The organism is Geodermatophilus sp. SYSU D01180, assembly GCF_054050415.1.
In genome coordinates, this window is sequence record NZ_JBJGZH010000003.1 from 64,764 (window position 1) to 83,326 (window position 18,563).

The window sequence follows — 18,563 nt, forward strand, 5'->3', positions numbered from 1 at the left end:
GGTCAGACCAGCTCGGGGCGCTGCCACCCCTGCCCGAGGACGTGCTCCGCGAGGAAGGCGATCACCGTCTCGTACCAGACCGTCGCGTTGCCGGGCGTGAGCACCCAGTGGTTCTCGTCAGGGAAGTACAGGAACCGCGACGGGACGCCGCGCTTCTGCAGGTCGTACCAGAGCCGCAGGCCCTCGCCGATCGGCACGCGGTAGTCCTTGTCGCCGTGGATCACCAGCACCGGCGTGCGGATGGCGTCGGCGAACCGGTGCGGGGAGTTCTGCTCGTAGCGCTTGGGCTCGACCAGCGGCGCGCCCCACTCCCGCTCCCAGTAGTAGGCGGCGTCCGTGGTGCCGACGAACGAGTCGAGGTCCCACAGGCTCGCGTGGGTGACGATCGCCCGGAACCGGTCGGTCCGGGTGGCCACCCAGTTGGCCATGTAGCCGCCGAAGGAGCCGCCCATCGCCGCGGTCCGCTCCGCGTCCACCTCGGGCCGCTCGAGGGCGGCGTCCACGGCGGTCACCAGGTCGGTGTACGGGGCGCCGCCCCACTCGCCCCAGCCGCGGCGGACGAAGTCCTGCCCGAACCCCTGCGACAGCGCCGGGTTGGGCAGCAGGACGGCGTAGCCGCGGGCGGCCATCACCCACGGGCACCAGCGCCACGACCACGAGTTCCAGCTCATCAGCGGCCCGCCGTGGATCCACAGCAGCAGCGGCGCCGGGTCCTCGGCGCTCGCGCCCTCGGGCAGCACCAGCCACGACTGCACCTCCGCGCCGTCGGCGGCGGTGGCGCGCACCTCGCGCAGGCTGCCCGGCAGCGGACCGAGCGCGCCGGGGGCGGGCAGCGGCTCGGGGTGCTGGCCGGTGGCGCGCGGGTCCAGGCGCACCGGCGCCGGCGGCTCGTCGTAGGCCGAGCGCAGCGCGAACAGGGCGCTGCCGTCACGGGCCACCCGCAGGTCGCTGTAGGCGCCGTCGCCGGTCAGCCGGACCGGGGCGCCGCCGGCGACCTCCACCCGGAACAGCGCGTGCCGGCCGTCGTCGTCGGCGAGGAAGTAGACGGCGTCGCTCTCGGCGCTGAACTGCGGGGCGCTGGGCCAGCGGTCGAAGTCCGGGGTGAGGTCGCGTGCGTCCCCGGAGGCGACGTCGACCAGCAGCAGCGTGTAGTCCGGCGGCTCGGCGTAGGTGGTCATCGACTCGCGCACGCAGACCACCGAGGCGCCGTCGGGGGAGAACGCGGCGGAGTACACGTCGGCCAGCGGGTCGTCGACCAGGACCCGCGCGTCGCCGGTCGCGGTCTCGACGAGGACCAGCCGGTCGCGCCGGCCGGCCGGGCCGTCGGCGACGGAGTCCACGCGCACCAGCAGCCGGCCGTCGGGGGAGAGGGCCACCGCCTCCCCGGCGCCCAGCGGCGGGAGGGCATCGGGCGTCAGGTCGCGCAGCGGCACCGGCCCGGCCGGCTCGCCGGCGGGGTCCTCCGCGGGCAGCGCGCCGGCCCAGAACAGGTGCGGGGCGGCCGGCCCGAGGTCGCTGTCCCAGTACCGGACGGGGTAGGCCTCGTGCAGCACCGCCGACACCCCGGCGTCGGCGCGGGCCTTGCGGCGCTGCTCGTCCTCGTCCGCGTCGGCGGCGCCGGGCATGGTCGAGGACACGACGACGACCTCGCCGCTGTCGGCCGCCACGGCGAACCCGCCCACGCCGCCGGGCCGGGTCACCACCGGCCGGGCCTCCCCGCCGCCGGGCGGCAGCGCCCACAGCGCCGGCCTCGGGTCGCCGCCGTCCTTGCCCGCGGCGGGGTCGGGGCGGGCCGAGAGGAACAGCAGCGTGCCGTCCGGGGCGAACGCCGGCGCCGCCTCCCCGGGCGCGCTGCGGGTCAGCCGGCGCGGCGGGCGCTGTCCCTCCGGGTCGACGTCCCACAGCGCCGAGACCCACTTCTTCCGGTCGGCGTCGAGGGTCTGCACCGACACCGCCAGCCGGCCGTCGCGGGCCAGCGCCAGGCCGGTCACCCGCGGGATCGCGACGAAGTCGGCCAGCCGGGCGAACGGGTGCGCCGGATCGGGCTCGGGAGCGGTCTCGGGCACGGCGTCGGACGGGCTCACCGGGGCTCCTCGCGGGGACGACGGGACGGTGCCGCCCACCGTAACCAGCAGCGCCCGGCCCCCCGCCGGAGCGGGGGACCGGGCGCCGGGCTCGGTGACGTGCTGGAACGGCCCCGCTGCAGGGCCCCGCGCCGAGCCTGCGAGGCGTGGGGGCAGCGAGGTCCTCTCAGAGCTGGGCGGCGGCCTCGACCGGGGTCAGGTCCTCGTCCATCGCCGAGACGAACAGGTGCTGGGCCACGCCCTGCGGCAGCGGGTGCCCGTCGAGGCTGATCGTGCCGTTCACCGACTGCGCCACCATCGTGGCGCCGGGGCGGATGCCCTGGTCGGCGAGCTGCCGCAGCAGCACGGCATCCTCCTGGAGCTGCTCGCTGATCCGCCGGATGGTCACCTGCCGGCCCTCGGCGGTCGCGGTGTTCGACAGCAGCGTCAGGGCGTCGAGGACGGCCGAGGTCTCCCCGCCGAGCGCGTCCAGGCCCGGGATCGGGTTGCCGAAGGGCGAGACCGTCGGGTTGCCGAGCAGGGTCAGCAGCCGGCGCTCCACCGCCTCGCTCATGACGTGCTCCCAGCGGCAGGCCTCCTCGTGGACCTCGGCGTAGTCCAGGCCGATGACGTCGACGAGCAGGCACTCGGCCAGCCGGTGCTTGCGCATGACCGCGGTGGCGAGGGCGCGCCCGGTCTCGGACAGCTGCAGGTGACGGTCGCCCTCGACGGTCAGCAGGCCGTCGCGCTCCATGCGGGCCACGGTCTGGGACACCGTCGGGCCGCTCTGGTGCAGCCGCTCGGCGATGCGCGCCCGCAGCGGGACGATGCCCTCCTCCTCCAGCTCGAAGATCGTGCGGAGGTACATCTCGGTGGTGTCGATGAGGTCGTTCACTGGCACTCCTCCGTGTCAGACCCGATCGTACGGTGCGCGGGGCCCCGGTCCGGGGATCGCGAACGGGGTGCCCGGGCGGGCGACCGGGGTCACGGGCACGGCGCCGTGGAGGGGACGGCCGGAGGCCGCGGCGGTAGCGTCCGGGCCGGGCACCACCCGCGCGGGCACCGGCCCGGACGGCGCGCCCGGACGGGAACGGCGACAGGGGAGGGCTCGTGAGCGACTCGGTGGCCGTCGTCTGGGACGACGCCCTGCTCGGCTACACGATGGGCGGTGACCACCCGCTGCACCCGGTGCGGCTGGACCTCACCATGCGGCTGGCCGACGGGCTGGGCGTGCTGGCGCCGGGCCGGGTGGAGGTGGTCCGCCCCACCCCGGCCGGCGAGGACCTGCTCACCCTGGTGCACGACCCGGCCTACCTGGAGGCGGTGCGGCGCGCGCCCACCCACCCCGACGAGGCGTTCGGCCTGGGCACCGCCGACAACCCGGTCTTCGAGGGCATGTACGACGCGGCCGCGCTCATCGCCGGCGGCAGCGTGCAGGCCGCCGAGCTGGTGCACTCCGGCCGGGCGCAGCACGCCGTCAACATCTCCGGCGGCCTGCACCACGCCATGCGCGACCGCGCCTCGGGCTTCTGCGTGTTCAACGACGCCGCGATCGCCATCGCCTGGCTGCTCGGCCAGGGCTACGAGCGGATCGCCTACGTCGACCTCGACGTGCACCACGGCGACGGCGTGCAGGCCGCGTTCTACGACGACCCGCGGGTGCTCACCGTGAGCGTCCACCAGACCCCGCTGACGCTGTTCCCCGGCACCGGCTTCCCCGAGGAGACCGGCGACCCCGAGAAGGCGCTGGGCACCGCGGTGAACCTCGCCCTGCCCAACGGCACCGACGACTCCGGCTGGCTGCGCGCCTTCACCGCCGTCGTCCCCAGCGTCGTGCGCGGATTCGCACCCCAGGTCCTGGTCACCCAGTGCGGCTGCGACGCCCACCACGAGGACCCGCTGGCCGACCTCGCGCTCACCGTCGACGGCCAGCGGGCGAGCTACCGGGCGGTGCACGAGCTCGCGCACGAGGTCTGCGACGGCCGCTGGATCGCCCTCGGCGGCGGCGGGTACGGGCTGGTGCGCTGCGTGCCGCGCGCCTGGACGCACCTGCTCGCCGAGGCGTCAGGGGAGCGGCTGGACCCGGTGACGGCGATCCCGCAGTCCTGGCGCGACGACGTCGTCGCCCGCGGGCTGCGGGCCCGGCCGCCCACGCACATGACCGAGGGCGGCTACACCGGCTTCTCGGCGTGGGACCCGTTCACCGAGTCCCGCGTCGACCGGGCCATCAGCCGCACCCGCAAGGCGTCCTTCCCCTACTTCGGCCTCGACCCGGACGACCCCCGTGACTGAACAGCAGACCGTCGAGCCGGCCCCCACCGGGCCGGCACCGCAGCCGCCCGCCCACTGGGAGGCCGACATCGTCGCCGCCGACGGCGGCACGGTGCACCTGCGGCCGATCTGCCCGGAGGACGCCGAGGGGCTGACCGGGCTCATGGACCGCAGCTCCGACCAGACCCGCTACTACCGGTTCTTCGGGCCGATGAAGCGGCTGTCGGACCGGGACCTGCACCGCTTCACCCACGTCGACCACGACGCCCGCGTCGCGTTCGTGCTGCTGCTCGGCGACCAGCTGATCGGCGTCGGCCGCTACGACCGCCTCCCGGGCACCACCGAGGCCGAGGTCGCCTTCCTCATCGAGGACGCCCACCAGGGCCGCGGGCTCGGCTCGGTGCTGCTCGAGCACCTCGCCGCCGCCGCCCGCGAGCGCGGCATCACCACCTTCGTCGCCGAGGTGCTCTCGCAGAACGGCCGGATGGTCCGGGTCTTCCTCGACGCCGGCTACCAGGCCCGGCGCTCCTACGAGGAAGGTGTCGTCCACCTGACCTTCCCGATCGCCCCCACCGAGACCTCGCTGGCGGTCGCCTACGAGCGCGAGCAGCGCAGCGAGTCCCGGTCGATCGCGCGGCTGCTCACCCCGTCGTCGGTCGCCGTGGTCGGCGCCAGCAACGACGAGAGCAAGATCGGCAACCTGGTCCTGCGCAACCTGCTCGACTACCGCTTCGACGGGCCGGTCTACCCGGTCAACCCCGGCACCCGGCACGTGCGCGGCGTCCCCGCCTACGCCTCCATCGAGGACGTCCCCGGCGACGTCGACCTCGCCGTCGTCGCCGTCCCCGCCGACGAGGTCGCGGGCGTGGTGGAGGCCTGCCGGCGCAAGCGGGTCCGCGGCCTGGTGGTCATCTCCGGCGGCTTCGGCGAGACCGGGCCCGAGGGCCGGGAGGCCGAGCGGCGGCTGGTCGCCGCGGCGCGGGCCTCGGGCATGCGGGTGGTCGGCCCCAACTGCCTGGGCATCGTCAACACCGACCCGGCGATCCGGCTCGACGCCAGCCTCGCCCCGCGGGTCCCCGGCCGCGGGCGGGTGGGCTTCTTCGCCCAGTCCGGCGCGCTCGGCGTGGCCCTGCTGGAGCGGGCGGGCAGCCGCAACATCGGCCTGTCCAGCTTCGTCTCGGCCGGCAACCGCGCCGACGTCAGCGGCAACGACCTGCTGCAGTACTGGGCCACCGACCCCGGCACCGAGGTCGTGCTGCTGCACCTGGAGAGCTTCGGCAACCCCCGCAAGTTCGCCCGGCTCGCCCGCAGCGTCGCCCGCACCAAGCCGGTGGTCGCGGTGAAGAGCGGCCGGCACGGCGGGCTCACCCCCGGCCTGGCCGGCACGTCGGTCGCGGTGCCCGAGCAGTCGGTGGCGGCGCTGTTCGCCTCCGCCGGCGTCATCCGGGTGGAGACCGTCGCCCAGCTGTTCGAGGTCGGCATGCTGCTGGCCCACCAGCCGCTGCCGGCGGGCGACCGGGTCGCCGTCGTCGGGAACTCCACGGCGCTGGGCGTGCTGGTCGCCGACGCCGTCCTCGACCAGGGCCTGACCCTGGCGCGCGAGGCGCCGGTCGACATCGGCACCGCCGGCACCCCGGAGGCCTTCCGCGCGGCGCTGCAGGAGGCGGTCGACGACGACGGGGTGGACGCCGTCGTCGCGGTGTTCCTCCCGCCGCTGGTGCGCACCTCGCCCGACGCGTACGGCCGGGCGCTGCGCGAGGTGTCGCAGGCCTCGGTCAAGCCGGTGCTCGCGACGTTCCTCTCGGCGGAGGGCATCCCGCCGGAGCTGACCGTGCCCGACACCGACGGGATGCCGGCCCGCGGCTCGGTCCCGTCGTACTCGACGCCGGAGCGGGCGGTCATCGCCCTGGCGCGGGTCGCCGAGTACGCCCGCTGGCGCCGCCGGCCGGCGGGGACGGTGCCCGAGCTGCCCGGCGTCGACGCCGGCCGCGCGCGGTCGGTGGTGCTCCGCGCGATGGCGGGGTCGCCCGGGGGGCGGCAGCTCACCGACGGCGAGGTCATCGACCTGCTGGGCGCCTACGGGGTGCCGCTGCTCGGCACGCGGACGGCGACCACCGCGGACGAGGCCGTCGCCGCGGCCGACGCGGTCGGCTACCCGGTGGTGCTCAAGTCGACGGCGCCGTGGCTGCGGCACCGCACCGACCTCGGCGGCGTGCGGCTGGACCTGCCCGACGCCGGCGCCGTCCGCGCCGCGTTCGAGGCCATCCCGGCCGGCGACCCGGTGATCGTGCAGGAGATGGCCGCGCCCGGCGTGGCCACCGTCATCGAGGTCGTCGACGACCCCTCGTTCGGCGCCCTGGTCAGCTTCGGCCTCGGGGGAGTGGCCACCGAGCTGCTCGGCGACCGCGCCTACCGCACGCTGCCCCTCACCGACCTCGACGCCGCCGAGCTGGTCCGCGCGCCCCGCGCGTGGCCGCTGCTCGACGGCTGGCGTGGGGCCGAGCCGGTCGACGTCGCGGCGCTGGAGGACCTGCTGCTGCGGGTGGCCCGGCTCGCCGAGGACCTGCCCGAGGTGCTCGGCCTGACGCTGTCGCCGGTGATCGCCGGCCCGGCGAACCCCTGGCACGGCGGCCGCTCGCTCGTCGTCGCCGGCGGCACCGTGCGCGTCGGCCCGCCGACCGCCCGCGTCGAGCCCGGCCCCCGCCGCATGCGCGACTGATCACACCGTCGGCCTCCGGCCGACACCGCGGCCAGGTGCCCGGAAGGACCTCGGTGCCCCCCCACGCCTCGCACGCTCGGCGCGGGCCCCTGCACCGAGGCCGATCGAGCGTGGAGCCCCGCCGTCGTACCCATCGCGGAGCCCTCCGGGCCCCCACTCGGGCACGACACCGCAGAGCGGACTATCTCCGCCAGAACAGGTGGTGCGTGACCCCGCTCGGGCTGGGCACGACGTCGCGGTGGAAGCGGTCGAGCAGCTCGTCGGGCGAGGTCCACAGCCGGGAGCCGCCGCCCAGCTCGACCGGCACGACGGCGACGTGCAGCGTGTCGACGAGGTCGGCGTCGAGGAACTGCCGGATCACGGAGGCGCCGCCCCCCAGCCGGACGTCGGCGCCGCCGGCCGCCGCGCGCGCCTCCTCCAGCACCGCGGCCGGGGCGGCGTCACGGAAGTGGAACGTGGTGTCCGCCAGCGTGAACGAGGGCCGCACGTGGTGGGTCATCACGAACACCGGCGTGTGGAACGGCGGCTCGTCCCCCCACCAGCCCTGCCACTCGAGGTCCTCCCAGGGACCGCGGTGGGGCGAGAACTTGTTCCGGCCCATGATCTCGGCGCCGATGCCGTGCGCGAAGTCGCGGGTGAAGTAGTCGTCCAGGCCGCGGCTGCCGCCCGGCTCGGTGCGGCCGGGGAAGCTCGCGGTGGCGAGGGCCCAGGCCATCAGCTCCCGGGGGTCGGCGTGCCCGAACGGCCGCTCCAGGCTCTGCCCCTCGCCGGCGCCGTACCCGTCGCTCGAGACGGTGAAGTCCTGCACCCTCACCAGCTGGCCCACGGTTCCTCCTCGGTGTCGACGAGGGGGTGACCGCCGGCGGCGCCGGAACTCATCGGCACCGGCGTCGACGCGTCCGGCTCAGGGACGGCGGCCGGTGAAGGCGAGCAGCTTGGTCTGGTCGTCGGCGTCGTCGGGCACCGGCACCCGCGGGCCGTAGTGCCCGCTGCCGCGCAGGGCGGCGTCCCACGGCTCGATGCCGGCGAGGAACGCCGACGCCTCCTCCCGGTCCAGCGTCTCGTCCTGTCCGGTGGCGCGGGCGAGGTCCCAGGCGTGCACGAGCAGGTCCATGAGGCCGGTCATGGCGACGAGGTCCTCGAGCGGCATGTCCCCGGCGCGGGTGCTGGTCGGCCGGCGGGCGAGGTCCGGGTCGGCGAGCAGGTCGCGGATCGCGGCGTCGGCGGCCCGCCAGGCACCCGCGGGGTCCTCGTCGACCGACGGGAGCGCGGGCACCGGCCGGTCGACGGCGGGGAAGTAGAGCGCCGGCATCCACTCCACCAGGTGCCGGACGACGTCGCGGGCCACCCATCCCTCGCACGGCGCAGGGTCGTCCCAGCGGCCGGGCGGGACGCCGTCGACCCTGCGGCCGAGGTCGTCCGCGAGCCTCGCCCACCGCTCCGCCGTGTCCGCCATCGCTCCTCCTCAACCAATCGGTTGAGCACGAGCCTGGCCCGGGGCGCGGCCCCTGTCAACGCCGAGAGCCGGCCCCCCGCGGGGGGCCGGCTCTCGGGAGGGCGGTGCTCAGGCCAGGTAGTCGCGCAGGGCGTCGGCGCGCTGCGGGTCGCGCAGCTTGGCCATCGTCTCCCGCTCGATCTGGCGGACACGCTCGCGGGACAGGCCGAACTGCTTGCCGATCTGCTCGAGCGTGCGCGGCTGGCCGCCGTCGAGGCCGAAGCGCAGCACGACCACGTCGCGCTCGCGCTCCTCCAGCGTGGAGAGGACGTTGCGCACGTCGCCCTTCATCATCTGGAAGGCCACCGCGTCCTCGGCGACCGCGGCGTCGGCGTCCTCGATGAAGTCACCGAGGCGGGACTCCTCGTCGGCGCCGACGGTCTGGTCGAGGCTGACCAGGTCGCGGCTGTACTCGAGCAGCTCGGTGACCCGCTCGGGCGTCATGTCGAGCTCGAGGCCGAGCTCCTCGGCGGTGGGCTCGCGCTCGAGCTCCTGGTGCACCCGCCGGCGGGTCCGCACGACCTTGTTGACCTGCTCGGCCAGGTGCACGGGGAGCCGGATGGTGCGGCCGGAGTCGGCCATCGCGCGGGTGATCGCCTGGCGGATCCACCACGTCGCGTAGGTCGAGAACTTGAAGCCCTTGGTGTAGTCGAACTTCTCGACGGCGCGGATGAGGCCGACGTTGCCCTCCTGGATGAGGTCCAGGAACGTCATGCCGTGGCCGGTGTAGCGCTTGGCCACCGAGACGACCAGGCGCAGGTTGGCCTCGAGCAGGTGCCGCTTGGCGGCCTTGCCGTCGACCGCGAGGGCCTTGTAGTCGCGCTGCAGGGCGGGGGTGAGCTGCCGCTCGGTGAGCAGCCGCTCGGCGTAGAGGCCGGCCTCGATGCGCTTGGCCAGCTCCACCTCCTGCTCGGCGGTCAGCAGGGCGGTCTTGCCGATGGTGTTGAGGTACACGCGCACCAGGTCGGTCGACACCAGGCCACTGGTGTCCGGCTCGCGGCGGGGCGAGCGGACCTCGAGGGCGTCGCTGGGGGAAGACTGGAGGAGCGTCACGGGATGTCTTCGTCCTTGCTCGGAGTTCGGATGCACCGCCGGCTGTCCGGTGACGGTGGCGCACCCGCGTCGGGGGTGGGGCTCCGTTGTCCGGCGGGGCCCCCACGGTTCGTTCGTCCGTTGTGGTCCGTTGTGTTTCGCCCCGTACAACGGTCCCGACGGGGCCAGGTGTTCCACGCGGCCCGGGTTCACAGGGAACGCACAGACCGTGTGTTCGGTCACCACCCGTACCCGCTCCGTCGCCGGGTCAGACCTCCAGCAGCAAGGTCATCGGTCCCTCGTTGACCGACGCCACCGCCATCCGCGCGCCGAACACGCCGGTCGCGACGCCGGTCCCGCGCCGCCGCAGCTCCGCGACCACCTCGTCCACCAGCGGCTCGGCGACGTCCCCGGGCGCGGCGGCGTCCCACGACGGGCGGCGGCCCTTGCGTGTGTCCGCGTAGAGGGTGAACTGGCTCACCACCAGCACCGGCAGGCCGAGGTCGCCGGCCGAGCGGGCGCCGTCCGCGGTGGGGAACACACGCAGCTCGTGGACCTTCCGCGCCAGGGTCCGGGCCCGGTCGGCGTCGTCGTCCCGGCCGACGCCGACCAGCGCGAGCAGGCCCGCCCCGATCTCGCCGACGACGGCCCCGTCGACGGTCACCGAGGCCGAGGACACCCTGCTCACCACCGCGCGCACCGGCCCATCCTGCGCGAGCGGTGCACGGCGGCCGGACCCGCTCCGGCGGAACGGGTCAGCGGTCCTCCCCGCGGGACGTCACCCGCACGACCGCATCGCCGGGGGCCCGGGGCGTGGGGACGAGGGCTGCCGGCGGAGGGGGGACCCGGACGAAGCTCTCCTCCGACCACCAGCGGAGGTAGGTGTCCTCCCCGACGGACTCCCGGAGGGCGGTGGTCTGCGACGCGTGTGCCCGCAGGGCCTCCAGCTTGCGACGCGCGGTCCGCCCGTGCGCGTGGACCCGCAGGGTCACTCCCGTGTCGGGCACGGACGGCGGGTGGGCCCCCGGCATCCACACCGCGGAGCGCTCCGTGAGCCCTCCCCAGCGGCGGTGGAAGCTCTCCGTGAGCGTGGCCTGCAGCAGCAGAGCGCGGCACCCGTCCGCCCGCCAGGCCCGCTCGACCCAGCCCGACACGACCACGTGGTCGGGGTGCCCGGTCAGGCCGTCGCGGCCGAAGGTGACCACGGTGTCCGGCCGCACCTCCTCGAGCAGGGCGCGCACCACCCGGACGCCGTCGTCCGGGGGGACGGCGGCGCACCGCCCGTCCCGGAAGCCGAGCCACCGGTGGTCGGTGACGCCGACCGCGGCCAGGCTGGCCACCACCTCCATCCGCCGCAGGTCGCCGACCGGGCCGTCGCCCCCGAGCTCACCGTCGGTGGCGGTGACCACGACGACGGTCTGCCCCGCGTCCCGGGCCTCGGCCATCAGCGCGGCCGACAGGTACGCCTCGTCGTCCGGATGAGCCCAGACCCCCATGACCGTCCCCAGCTGGGACACCGTCAGCGTCTGCGGCACGGCCGCCTCCTCGTCCCGCGCCGGTCGGGCTCGGTGCCCGGCCGGCCGGTCGACCCGGTCCCTGGGTCGGCCAGGCAGCATCCCGCGTGCGGTGGCGGTGGCGCCAGGGGCGTTCGGTCACCGTCGACCGGCGTCTCGACGCCCGGCGGCCCGGGTGGGAGGCTCGGCCGCGCGGGGCGGCAGCCGCCCCCGCACCACGGCCAGCAGCAGCGTCGAGGGGCCGCCGTGGACGTCGTCGAGGCCGGCGGGTGGACCGTCGCCTACTCCCGCGCGGGTGCCGGGGCGCCGCTGCTGCTCCTGCACGGCGGGTGGAGCGACGGCCGGGAGTGGCGGCCGCAGCTGGAGGGGTTGTCGGACGCCTTCGACGTGGTCGCGTGGGACGCACCCGGCTGCGGCGCGTCCCCCGACCCGCCGGCCGGCCTGCCCCTGACCGGGTATGCCGACGCGGTGGCCGCGCTCGTCGAGGGGCTCGACCTGGGCCGGGTGCACCTGTGCGGGCTGTCCTTCGGTGGCGGGCTGGCCCTCGCGGTGTGGCAGCGCCACCCGGAGGTGGTCCGCTCCCTGGTCCTCGTCTCCGCCTACGCCGGGTGGAAGGGGTCACTGCCACCGGAGGAGGTGGAGGCCCGCCTGCAGCGGGTGCTCGCCGAGGTCGACCGTCCACCGGCGGAGTGGGTCGACGGCTACCTGCCCGGCTTCTTCGCCGGGCCGGTGCCGCAGGAGACCCTGGACCTCGTCCGCAGCGTGATGCTCGACGTCCGCCCGGCCGGGACGCGCTCCATGCTCACCGCCTTCGCCGACGCCGACCTGCGGGACGTGCTGCCGACCGTCGCCGTCCCGACGCTGCTGCTCTGCGGCGCCGAGGACGTGCGGGCGCCGCGACCGGTGGCGGAGGCGCTGCACGCGGCGATCCCCGGATCCCGGCTGGTGCTCCTGCCCGGCGTCGGCCACGTCGTCAACCTGGAGGCCCCCGCGGCGTTCGACGCCGAGGTGCGCCGCTTCCTCTCGGCCGTGCCGTGAACCCCGGGCGCGGCGTCCGGCCGCTGGTCCCGAGGACGCCGACGCGGTGGCCGACCTGCTGGCGCGCTTCCTCCCGGGGGGGTCACCACGCCGGAGGCCGACGTCCGGGCGCGCGTCCGCCCGTTCCTCGCCGAGCTCGAGGACCTGTACGTGCTCCCGGAGCGCCGCCGGCAGGGCTGGGCGGCGCGCCTCGTCGAGGCCGCCGCCGACCGGTGCCGCGCGCGTGGCTGCGCCGGCCTCGACGTCGTGGTCACGCCCGCCGGACAGCGGGCGCACGGACTGGCGGAGTGGTACGGAGCCCGCGGGTTCCCCCGGACCGGGCAGGAGGTCCTGACCCGGACGCTGTGACACGGGTGGCCCGACGACACCGGCGCCCGGCGACATCGGTGGCCGGGCGCCTCCCGGCCGGTCGTCGACGGGTGCCTGGGCCGGCGGGCCCCGTGCCAGACTGCCCCGTGGCGCCGAGGACGCGGTACGCCCGGAGCGGGGACCTCGCCATCGCCTACCAGGTGGTCGGGGAGGGGCCCTTCGACCTGGTGGCCGCCCCCGGGTTCATCTCGCACCTCGACTGGAACTGGCAGGAGCCCTCGCTGCGCCGGTTCCTCGAGCGCCTCGCCGGGTTCAGCCGGCTGATCCTGTTCGACAAGCGGGGCACCGGCCTGTCCGACCCGGTGCCCGGCCCGGCCGGCCTCGAGGAGCGGGTCGACGACCTCACCGCGGTGATGGACGCCGCCGGCTCCGAGCGGGCGGCCCTCTTCGGCGTCTCCGAGGGCGGGGCCATGGCCCTGCTGTTCGCCGCCCAGCACCCCGAGCGCACCCGCGCGCTGGTGCTCTACGGCGCGTACCCGCGGATCACCCGGGCACCGGACTTCCCCTGCGGGGTGGAGGAGCCGGTCATGACGGCGATGCTGTCCGGGCTGGTCGACCACTGGGGGGAGGGGGCCGGCCTGGGCGCCTGGGCGCCGGGACGGCGGGGCGACACGGCGCTGCGCGCCTGGTGGGGGACGCTGCAGCGGCTCGGTGCCAGCCCCGGGATGGCCCGCCGGGTGTTCGAGCTCTACCCGCACATCGACCTGCGCGAGGTGCTCCCCACGATCCGGGTGCCGACCCTGGTGCTGCACCGCCGCGGCGACCTGATGATCCCGATCGGCATCGGCCGGTACCTCGCCGAGCACATCCCCGGCGCCCGGCTGGTCGAGCTGCAGGGCGACGACCACCTCTTCTTCCTCGGGGACACCGAGACCCCGCTGGCCGAGATCCAGCAGTTCCTCACCGGCACCCGCCCGGCGGGGCAGCCCGCCACCACCGTCCTCGCGACGGTGCTGTTCCTCGACCTCGTCGGGTCGACCGAGCTGGTCGCGCGGGTCGGGGACGCCGCCTGGGCCTCGATCCGCGACCGGTTCCTCGCCCTGGCCCGGGAGGAGCTGGCCCGCTACGGCGGGCAGGAGGTCGACGTCGCCGGGGACGGGCTGCTCGCCACGTTCGCCGGCCCGGCGCGGGCCATCCGGTGCGCGGTCGCGGTTCGCGAGGCGGCCGCGACCGTCGGGCTGCGGGTGCGGGCGGGGGTGCACGCCGGCGAGGTGCAGCGGGCCGACGGCAGCGGGGTCAGCGGCCTGGCGGTGCACATCGGGGCGCGCGTGCTGGCGGAGGCGGCACCGGGGGAGGTGCTCGTCTCCGGCACGGTGCGGGACCTCGTCGTCGGCTCGGGGCTCGTCTTCGGCGACCGCGGCGTCCACGCCCTGCGCGGCGTGCCCGGGAGCTGGCCGCTGTTCGCCGTCTCGGCCTGAGCGCGCCCGGGATCAGGTCCCGCCGGCCCGCCGCTCGGCGAGCAGGCCCCGGCACACGGCCGAGATGTCGACCAGCCCGGCCAGGCGCCGGTCCCGCACCACGGGCGCGTAGACGACGCCCGCCGCGAGCATCCGCTCCGCGGCGTCGGCGACCGGGGTGTCCGGCGCGACCAGCACCATCTCCGGCAGCGGCAGCTCGGTGAGCCGGACCTGCTCGAGGTCCCGCCCGTCGGCGACCACCTGGGCGACGTCGCTGTCGCAGACCAGGGTGACCGGCTCCTGCGTCGCGCCGTCGGTGACGACGACCAGCGCGTTGTCGTGGTGCTTCTTCATCAGCCAGGCGGCCGCGGCCACGTGGGCGTCGCGCTCGACCGTCGTCACCGGCGGCCGCATCACCTCGCCGACGGTGACGTGACCGGTGGTGGTCGTGGTCATCGGGTCCTCCTCTCGAGCGGGGCGGCCGCGGGAAGGGGAGCCCTCCAGGGGCCCGGCACGAGTCTGCTCCCGAGGACGGGCGCGGCACCAGCAGCACCGGGCCCGGCACCCGCCGGCCACCGCCGCCGCGACCGGGACCCGGCCGGAGCGCGGGCCCGGTCTCACCCCGCCCGGACGAGGCCGCCCGAGCCGGGAGCCGGTCACGCTCGGGACCGCCCGGTGCCTCCGGTGCACACGGGTGGGGAGGGGGTCGCCGTGGTCGAGGTGTCCCGCGAGCGCAGGCAGCGGATCGCGGCCCTCATCGAGCCGCTGCGGGTCCGGCCGGGGAGCACCGTGCACCTGGGCGAGGACTTCGATCCCGGCTACCGGTCGGACCTGGTGCACAAGGAGGACGGCCGGGAACTGCTGCGGTCCGGCATCGCCCTGCTGGCCGAGTACCAGGCCCGGCTCGCCGCCGACCGCACCCACGGGGTGCTCGTCTGCCTGCAGTCCCTCGACGCGGGGGGCAAGGACGGCACGATCCGCCACGTCATGAGCGGGGTGAACCCCCAGGGGGTGCGGGTCAGCTCCTTCAAGGTGCCCTCCCCGGACGAGCTTGACCACGACTACCTGTGGCGCTACGCCCGCCGGCTGCCCGCACGCGGCGAGATCGGGATCTTCAACCGGTCGCACTACGAGGAGGTGCTCGTCGTCCGGGTCCACCCCGAGGTCCTGGCACGGCAGCGGCTGCCGGAGGTGGACGGCGGCATCTGGCACCGCCGCTACCGGGAGATCAACGACTGGGAGCGCTATCTCGTCGACAACGGGATCGCGGTGGTGAAGCTGTTCCTGAACCTCTCGAAGGAGGAGCAGCGGACCCGCTTCCTCAAGCGCATCGACGTCCCGGAGCGGAACTGGAAGTTCTCCGCCGCCGACGTCCGCGAGCGGCGGCACTGGGACGACTACCAGCGCGCGTTCTCGCAGATGCTGTCGGCGACCAGCACGGAGCACGCCCCCTGGTACGTCGTCCCGGCCGACCACAAGTGGTTCGCCCGCATCTGCGCCGCGGCGGTGCTGGCACACGCGCTGATCGCGCTCGACCCGCGGTACCCGGTCGTCGGCCCCGACGCGCTGCGTGACCTCGCCGCGGCCGGGCGCGAGCTGCAGGCCGAGGCCCCGGACGGCGCCGCCCCCGATCCGTGGGCCGCGAAGCACGACGGGCACGGCGACGGGCGCCGGGGCCACGGCCACGGCCACGGACACGGCCACGGCCACGGACACGGGCACGGGCACCGGCACGACGCGGAGGCCGGGACCCCGGCGACGAAGGGCAGGCGGTAGCGCCATGGCCGCACCGGGACGAGGGGACACCGTGCCCGTGGAGGGCCTCCGCCGCGCGGGCACGACCGGCGACCGTGCCTGGTACGCCCGCTCGCCGGCCGACGTCGCCGCGGCCCTCGGCGTCGAGCCGGACACCGGGCTCACCGCCGCCGAGGCCGCGCAGCGGCTGAGCGCGGACGGCCCCAACGCGCTCCCCGAGGAGGAGCCGCGGCCGGGGTGGCTGCGGTTCCTCGAGGAGTACCGCAGCTACATGCAGGTCATCCTGGTGGCCGCCGCGGTGGTGTCCGCGCTCGTCGCGGAGTGGGGCACCGCCGTCCTCCTCCTGGTGCTCACCGTCCTGAACGCGGTCATCGGGCTCCGGCAGGAGGGGAAGGCCGAGAGCGCCATGGACGCGCTCCGGTCGATGCTCGTGGCCACCGCCCGGGTCCGCCGCGACGGCGACACCGCCGAGATCCCCGCCGACCAGCTCGTCGTCGGCGACGTCGTGCTGCTCGCCGCCGGGGACCAGGTGCCGGCCGACGGCCGCATCGTCGCGGCCAGCGCGCTGCAGGTCGACGAGTCGGCCCTCACCGGCGAGAGCGTGCCCGCCGCCAAGGACGCCCGGACCCTCGATGGGGCGGGGCTCGGTCCGGGTGACCAGACCGACATGGCGTTCATGAACACCCCGGTGACGCACGGCAGCGGCACGATGGTCGTGACCGCGACGGGTGCGGACACCGAGCTCGGGAAGATCTCGGCCATGCTCTCGGCCACGGGCCGAGAGAAGACGCCCCTGACCGCGGAGCTGGACCGGCTCACCCTGTGGATCGCGGCCGCCGCCGGGCTGACGATGGTCGTGATGTTCGCCCTCGGCCGCACCCGCGGCGAGGCGTGGGATGTGCTGTTCGTCAGCGCCGTGGCCCTGGCCATCGCCGCCGTCCCGGAGGCGCTGCCGACGGTGACGCAGATGATCCTGTCGCTCGGCGGGGTGGACCTGGCCAAGCGGAACGCCATCGTCAAGGAGCTCCCGTCCGTCGAGACGCTCGGCTTCACGTCGGCGGTCAACTCGGACAAGACCGGCACGCTCACCATGAACCAGATGACGGTCGTCGAGGTCGTCGACGCCGGCGACCGGTGGACGGTCTCCGGCAGCGGCTACGACCTCGGGGGGCGCGTGCACCACGCGGCGGGGACGTCGCCGTCGATCGAGGCGGCGATCCTGGCCTACGTCGTCGCCAACGACGCGGAGCTCGTCGACGGCCGCGTCGTCGGCGACCCCACCGAGGGCGCCCTGCTGGTGCTGGCCCACAAGGCCGGCCTCGACGTCGACGCCACCCGCGAGCGGCTGCCCCGGCTGGCCACCCTGCCCTTCGACCCGACGATCAAGCTGATGGCGACGTTCCACGCCACCACCGGACCGGACGGGCGGCCGGTCGTCCGCTGCTTCGTCAAGGGCGCGGCGCCGGCGGTCATGGCGCACGCGACCAGCGCCCTGTCCCCCGCGGGCCCCCTCCCCTGGGACGCGGCGGTGCAGGAACGGGCCGACGCCCACGTGCAGCGGATGGGGCGGGCCGGACGCCGGGTCATGGCCGCGGCCTTCCGGGACCTCGACCCGGCCGGCTTCGACCCGGGCGGCGACCTGACGCGGTACGTCACCGACCTGCAGCTGACCAGCCTGGTCGGGATGGTCGACCCGCCCCGCCCGGAGTCGAAGGCGGCCGTCGAGCGCGCCCAGGCCGCGCACATCCGGGTGCGCATGGTCACCGGGGACGACGTGGTCACCGGCGCGGCCATCGCCGAGCAGCTCGGCATCCCGGGTGAGGCGGTCCTCGGGGAGGACTTCGCCGCCCTGCCGGAGGACGAGCGGCTGTTCCGCATCGAGCGCATCGGCGTCGTCGGCCGGGTCGCGCCGGAGCACAAGGTGCTGCTCGTCGAGACGCTGAAGAAGAAGGGCGACGTCGTCGCGATGACCGGCGACGGCGTCAACGACGCCCCGGCGATCAAGGCGGCGGACATCGGGATCGCGATGGGCAGCGGGACCGACGTCGCCAAGAACGCCGGCCGGATGATCCTGTCCGACGACGACTTCGCCACCATCGTCTTCGCGGTGGAGCAGGGCCGGAAGATCTACGACAACCTGACCAAGTACATCCGCTTCGTCCTCGTCCTGCTCGTCGTCTTCGTCCTGACGTTCCTCGGCGCCAGCCTGTTCGACATCGCCGGCGGGGAGCCGTTCACGCCGGCGCAGGCGCTGTGGATCCACTTCTTCGTGAACGCCGCGTTCGGGCTGGCGCTCGGCTTCGACCGGGAGACCCCGGGCCTGATGGAGGCCCGTCCGCGCTCCCGTGGAGACTCCCTGCTCACCCGGCGGCTGGTGGCGACCGTGGCGCTCACCGGCGTGGTGGTCACCACCGGACTGCTGCTGCTGATCTGGGCCGGGACGACGCCGTTCGGCGGTGTCGAGGTCGCCCAGTCGGTGGCGTTCACGTCGTTCGCGCTGTGCCTGATCGTGGCCGCCCTGGAGTGCCGGAGCGAGACGCAGACGGTGCTGACCACGGCGACCTTCGACAGCAAGCAGCTGAACTGGACGCTGCTGGGCGAGTTCGTCCTCGCCGTGCTGGTGACCCAGATGGAGGTCTTCAACCGGCTGCTGGACACGACGCCCGTCACGCTGGCCCAGTTCGGGTGGGCGCTGGTGCCGGCCCTCGTGCTGCTGGTCGTCTGGGAGCTGGGCAAGGTCGTCGCGCGGCGGGTCGAGGCGCGCGGCCGGCGACCGGCCGAGCGGCCCCGCGCGGTGCGGCAGCCCCCGCCCGCGGTCCCCGAGCCGCGGCGGCCCGTGTCCCCGCGCGGCGCGTCCGTCCCGGGCCCGCGCGGCCGGTCGTGAGGACCGGCCGCGTCGACAGCCGGTCC

The 18,563-nt window shown here is 75.6% G+C and carries 14 protein-coding genes and 1 pseudogene; 7 read left to right on the forward strand and 8 right to left on the reverse strand.

Going from position 1 to position 18,563, the window contains the following annotated elements; all coding sequences use genetic code 11:
* Positions 1-2 precede the first annotated feature (2 nt).
* Together ACI8AA_RS04315 and ACI8AA_RS04320 are read right to left on the reverse strand one after the other, a co-directional pair.
* Positions 3-2,084: a S9 family peptidase gene (locus ACI8AA_RS04315; protein ID WP_457043292.1), complete on the reverse strand. Its 2,082-nt coding sequence runs from the start codon at positions 2,082-2,084 to the stop codon at positions 3-5.
* Between the two features lie 166 nt (positions 2,085-2,250).
* A complete protein-coding gene (locus ACI8AA_RS04320; protein ID WP_457043293.1) occupies positions 2,251-2,958 on the reverse strand; it encodes a metal-dependent transcriptional regulator in 708 nt (235 codons plus the stop codon).
* A gap of 215 nt (positions 2,959-3,173) precedes the next feature.
* On the opposite strand from ACI8AA_RS04320, the gene ACI8AA_RS04325 reads away from it, so the two are divergent.
* Entirely contained in the window at positions 3,174-4,355 is a 1,182-nt protein-coding gene (locus ACI8AA_RS04325; protein WP_457043294.1) for an acetoin utilization protein AcuC, read from the forward strand.
* Positions 4,348-7,053, forward strand: a complete 2,706-nt coding sequence (locus ACI8AA_RS04330; protein WP_457043295.1) for a bifunctional acetate--CoA ligase family protein/GNAT family N-acetyltransferase — start codon at positions 4,348-4,350, stop codon at positions 7,051-7,053. Before ACI8AA_RS04325 ends, ACI8AA_RS04330 begins: the two co-directional genes overlap by 8 nt.
* A 181-nt stretch (positions 7,054-7,234) precedes the next feature.
* On the opposite strand, the gene ACI8AA_RS04335 is transcribed toward ACI8AA_RS04330, so the two are convergent.
* From ACI8AA_RS04335 to ACI8AA_RS04355, 5 genes are all read right to left on the reverse strand, one after another.
* Positions 7,235-7,879: a dihydrofolate reductase family protein gene (locus ACI8AA_RS04335; RefSeq protein WP_457043296.1), complete on the reverse strand. Its 645-nt coding sequence runs from the start codon at positions 7,877-7,879 to the stop codon at positions 7,235-7,237.
* A 78-nt stretch (positions 7,880-7,957) separates the two neighbouring features.
* Positions 7,958-8,509, reverse strand: a complete 552-nt coding sequence (locus tag ACI8AA_RS04340) for a TIGR03086 family metal-binding protein (protein ID WP_457043297.1) — start codon at positions 8,507-8,509, stop codon at positions 7,958-7,960.
* A gap of 108 nt (positions 8,510-8,617) precedes the next feature.
* Complete coding sequence (gene sigB / locus ACI8AA_RS04345) at positions 8,618-9,601, reverse strand: RNA polymerase sigma factor SigB (protein ID WP_456928687.1); 984 nt, start codon at positions 9,599-9,601, stop codon at positions 8,618-8,620.
* A gap of 247 nt (positions 9,602-9,848) precedes the next feature.
* Entirely contained in the window at positions 9,849-10,280 is a 432-nt protein-coding gene (dtd, locus tag ACI8AA_RS04350) for a D-aminoacyl-tRNA deacylase (RefSeq protein WP_457043298.1), read from the reverse strand.
* Between the two features lie 55 nt (positions 10,281-10,335).
* Positions 10,336-11,115, reverse strand: coding sequence for a PIG-L deacetylase family protein (locus ACI8AA_RS04355; protein ID WP_457043299.1), 780 nt, complete (start codon positions 11,113-11,115; stop codon positions 10,336-10,338).
* 225 nt (positions 11,116-11,340) lie between these two features.
* Between ACI8AA_RS04355 and ACI8AA_RS04360 the strand changes: the two genes are divergently transcribed.
* From ACI8AA_RS04360 to ACI8AA_RS04370, 3 genes and pseudogenes are all read left to right on the forward strand, one after another.
* Positions 11,341-12,132 (forward strand): alpha/beta fold hydrolase, encoded by a 792-nt coding sequence (locus ACI8AA_RS04360; protein WP_457043300.1) that lies wholly within the window; start codon positions 11,341-11,343, stop codon positions 12,130-12,132.
* 114 nt (positions 12,133-12,246) lie between these two features.
* Positions 12,247-12,480: pseudogene (locus tag ACI8AA_RS04365) on the forward strand (GNAT family N-acetyltransferase); the annotation flags it as partial.
* A 107-nt stretch (positions 12,481-12,587) separates the two neighbouring features.
* Complete coding sequence (locus tag ACI8AA_RS04370) at positions 12,588-13,919, forward strand: adenylate/guanylate cyclase domain-containing protein (protein ID WP_457043301.1); 1,332 nt, start codon at positions 12,588-12,590, stop codon at positions 13,917-13,919.
* Between the two features lie 12 nt (positions 13,920-13,931).
* Here ACI8AA_RS04370 and ACI8AA_RS04375 read toward each other — a convergent pair whose 3' ends face one another.
* Entirely contained in the window at positions 13,932-14,354 is a 423-nt protein-coding gene (locus ACI8AA_RS04375) for a CBS domain-containing protein (RefSeq protein WP_457043302.1), read from the reverse strand.
* A 255-nt stretch (positions 14,355-14,609) separates the two neighbouring features.
* Between ACI8AA_RS04375 and ACI8AA_RS04380 the strand changes: the two genes are divergently transcribed.
* Together ACI8AA_RS04380 and ACI8AA_RS04385 are read left to right on the forward strand one after the other, a co-directional pair.
* Positions 14,610-15,674 carry a polyphosphate kinase 2 family protein gene (locus ACI8AA_RS04380; protein ID WP_457043303.1) on the forward strand — a complete coding sequence of 355 codons (1,065 nt, stop codon included), beginning with the start codon at positions 14,610-14,612 and terminating at the stop codon, positions 15,672-15,674.
* 31 nt (positions 15,675-15,705) lie between these two features.
* Entirely contained in the window at positions 15,706-18,537 is a 2,832-nt protein-coding gene (locus ACI8AA_RS04385) for a cation-translocating P-type ATPase (RefSeq protein WP_457043304.1), read from the forward strand.
* Positions 18,538-18,563: the final 26 nt, after the last annotated feature.

Coding starts and splice junctions, on each gene's coding strand:
- ACI8AA_RS04375 (WP_457043302.1), bottom strand. CDS start 14,354: ATGACCACGACCACCACCGGTCACGTCACCGTCGGCGAGGTGATGCGG.
- ACI8AA_RS04340 (WP_457043297.1), bottom strand. CDS start 8,509: ATGGCGGACACGGCGGAGCGGTGGGCGAGGCTCGCGGACGACCTCGGC.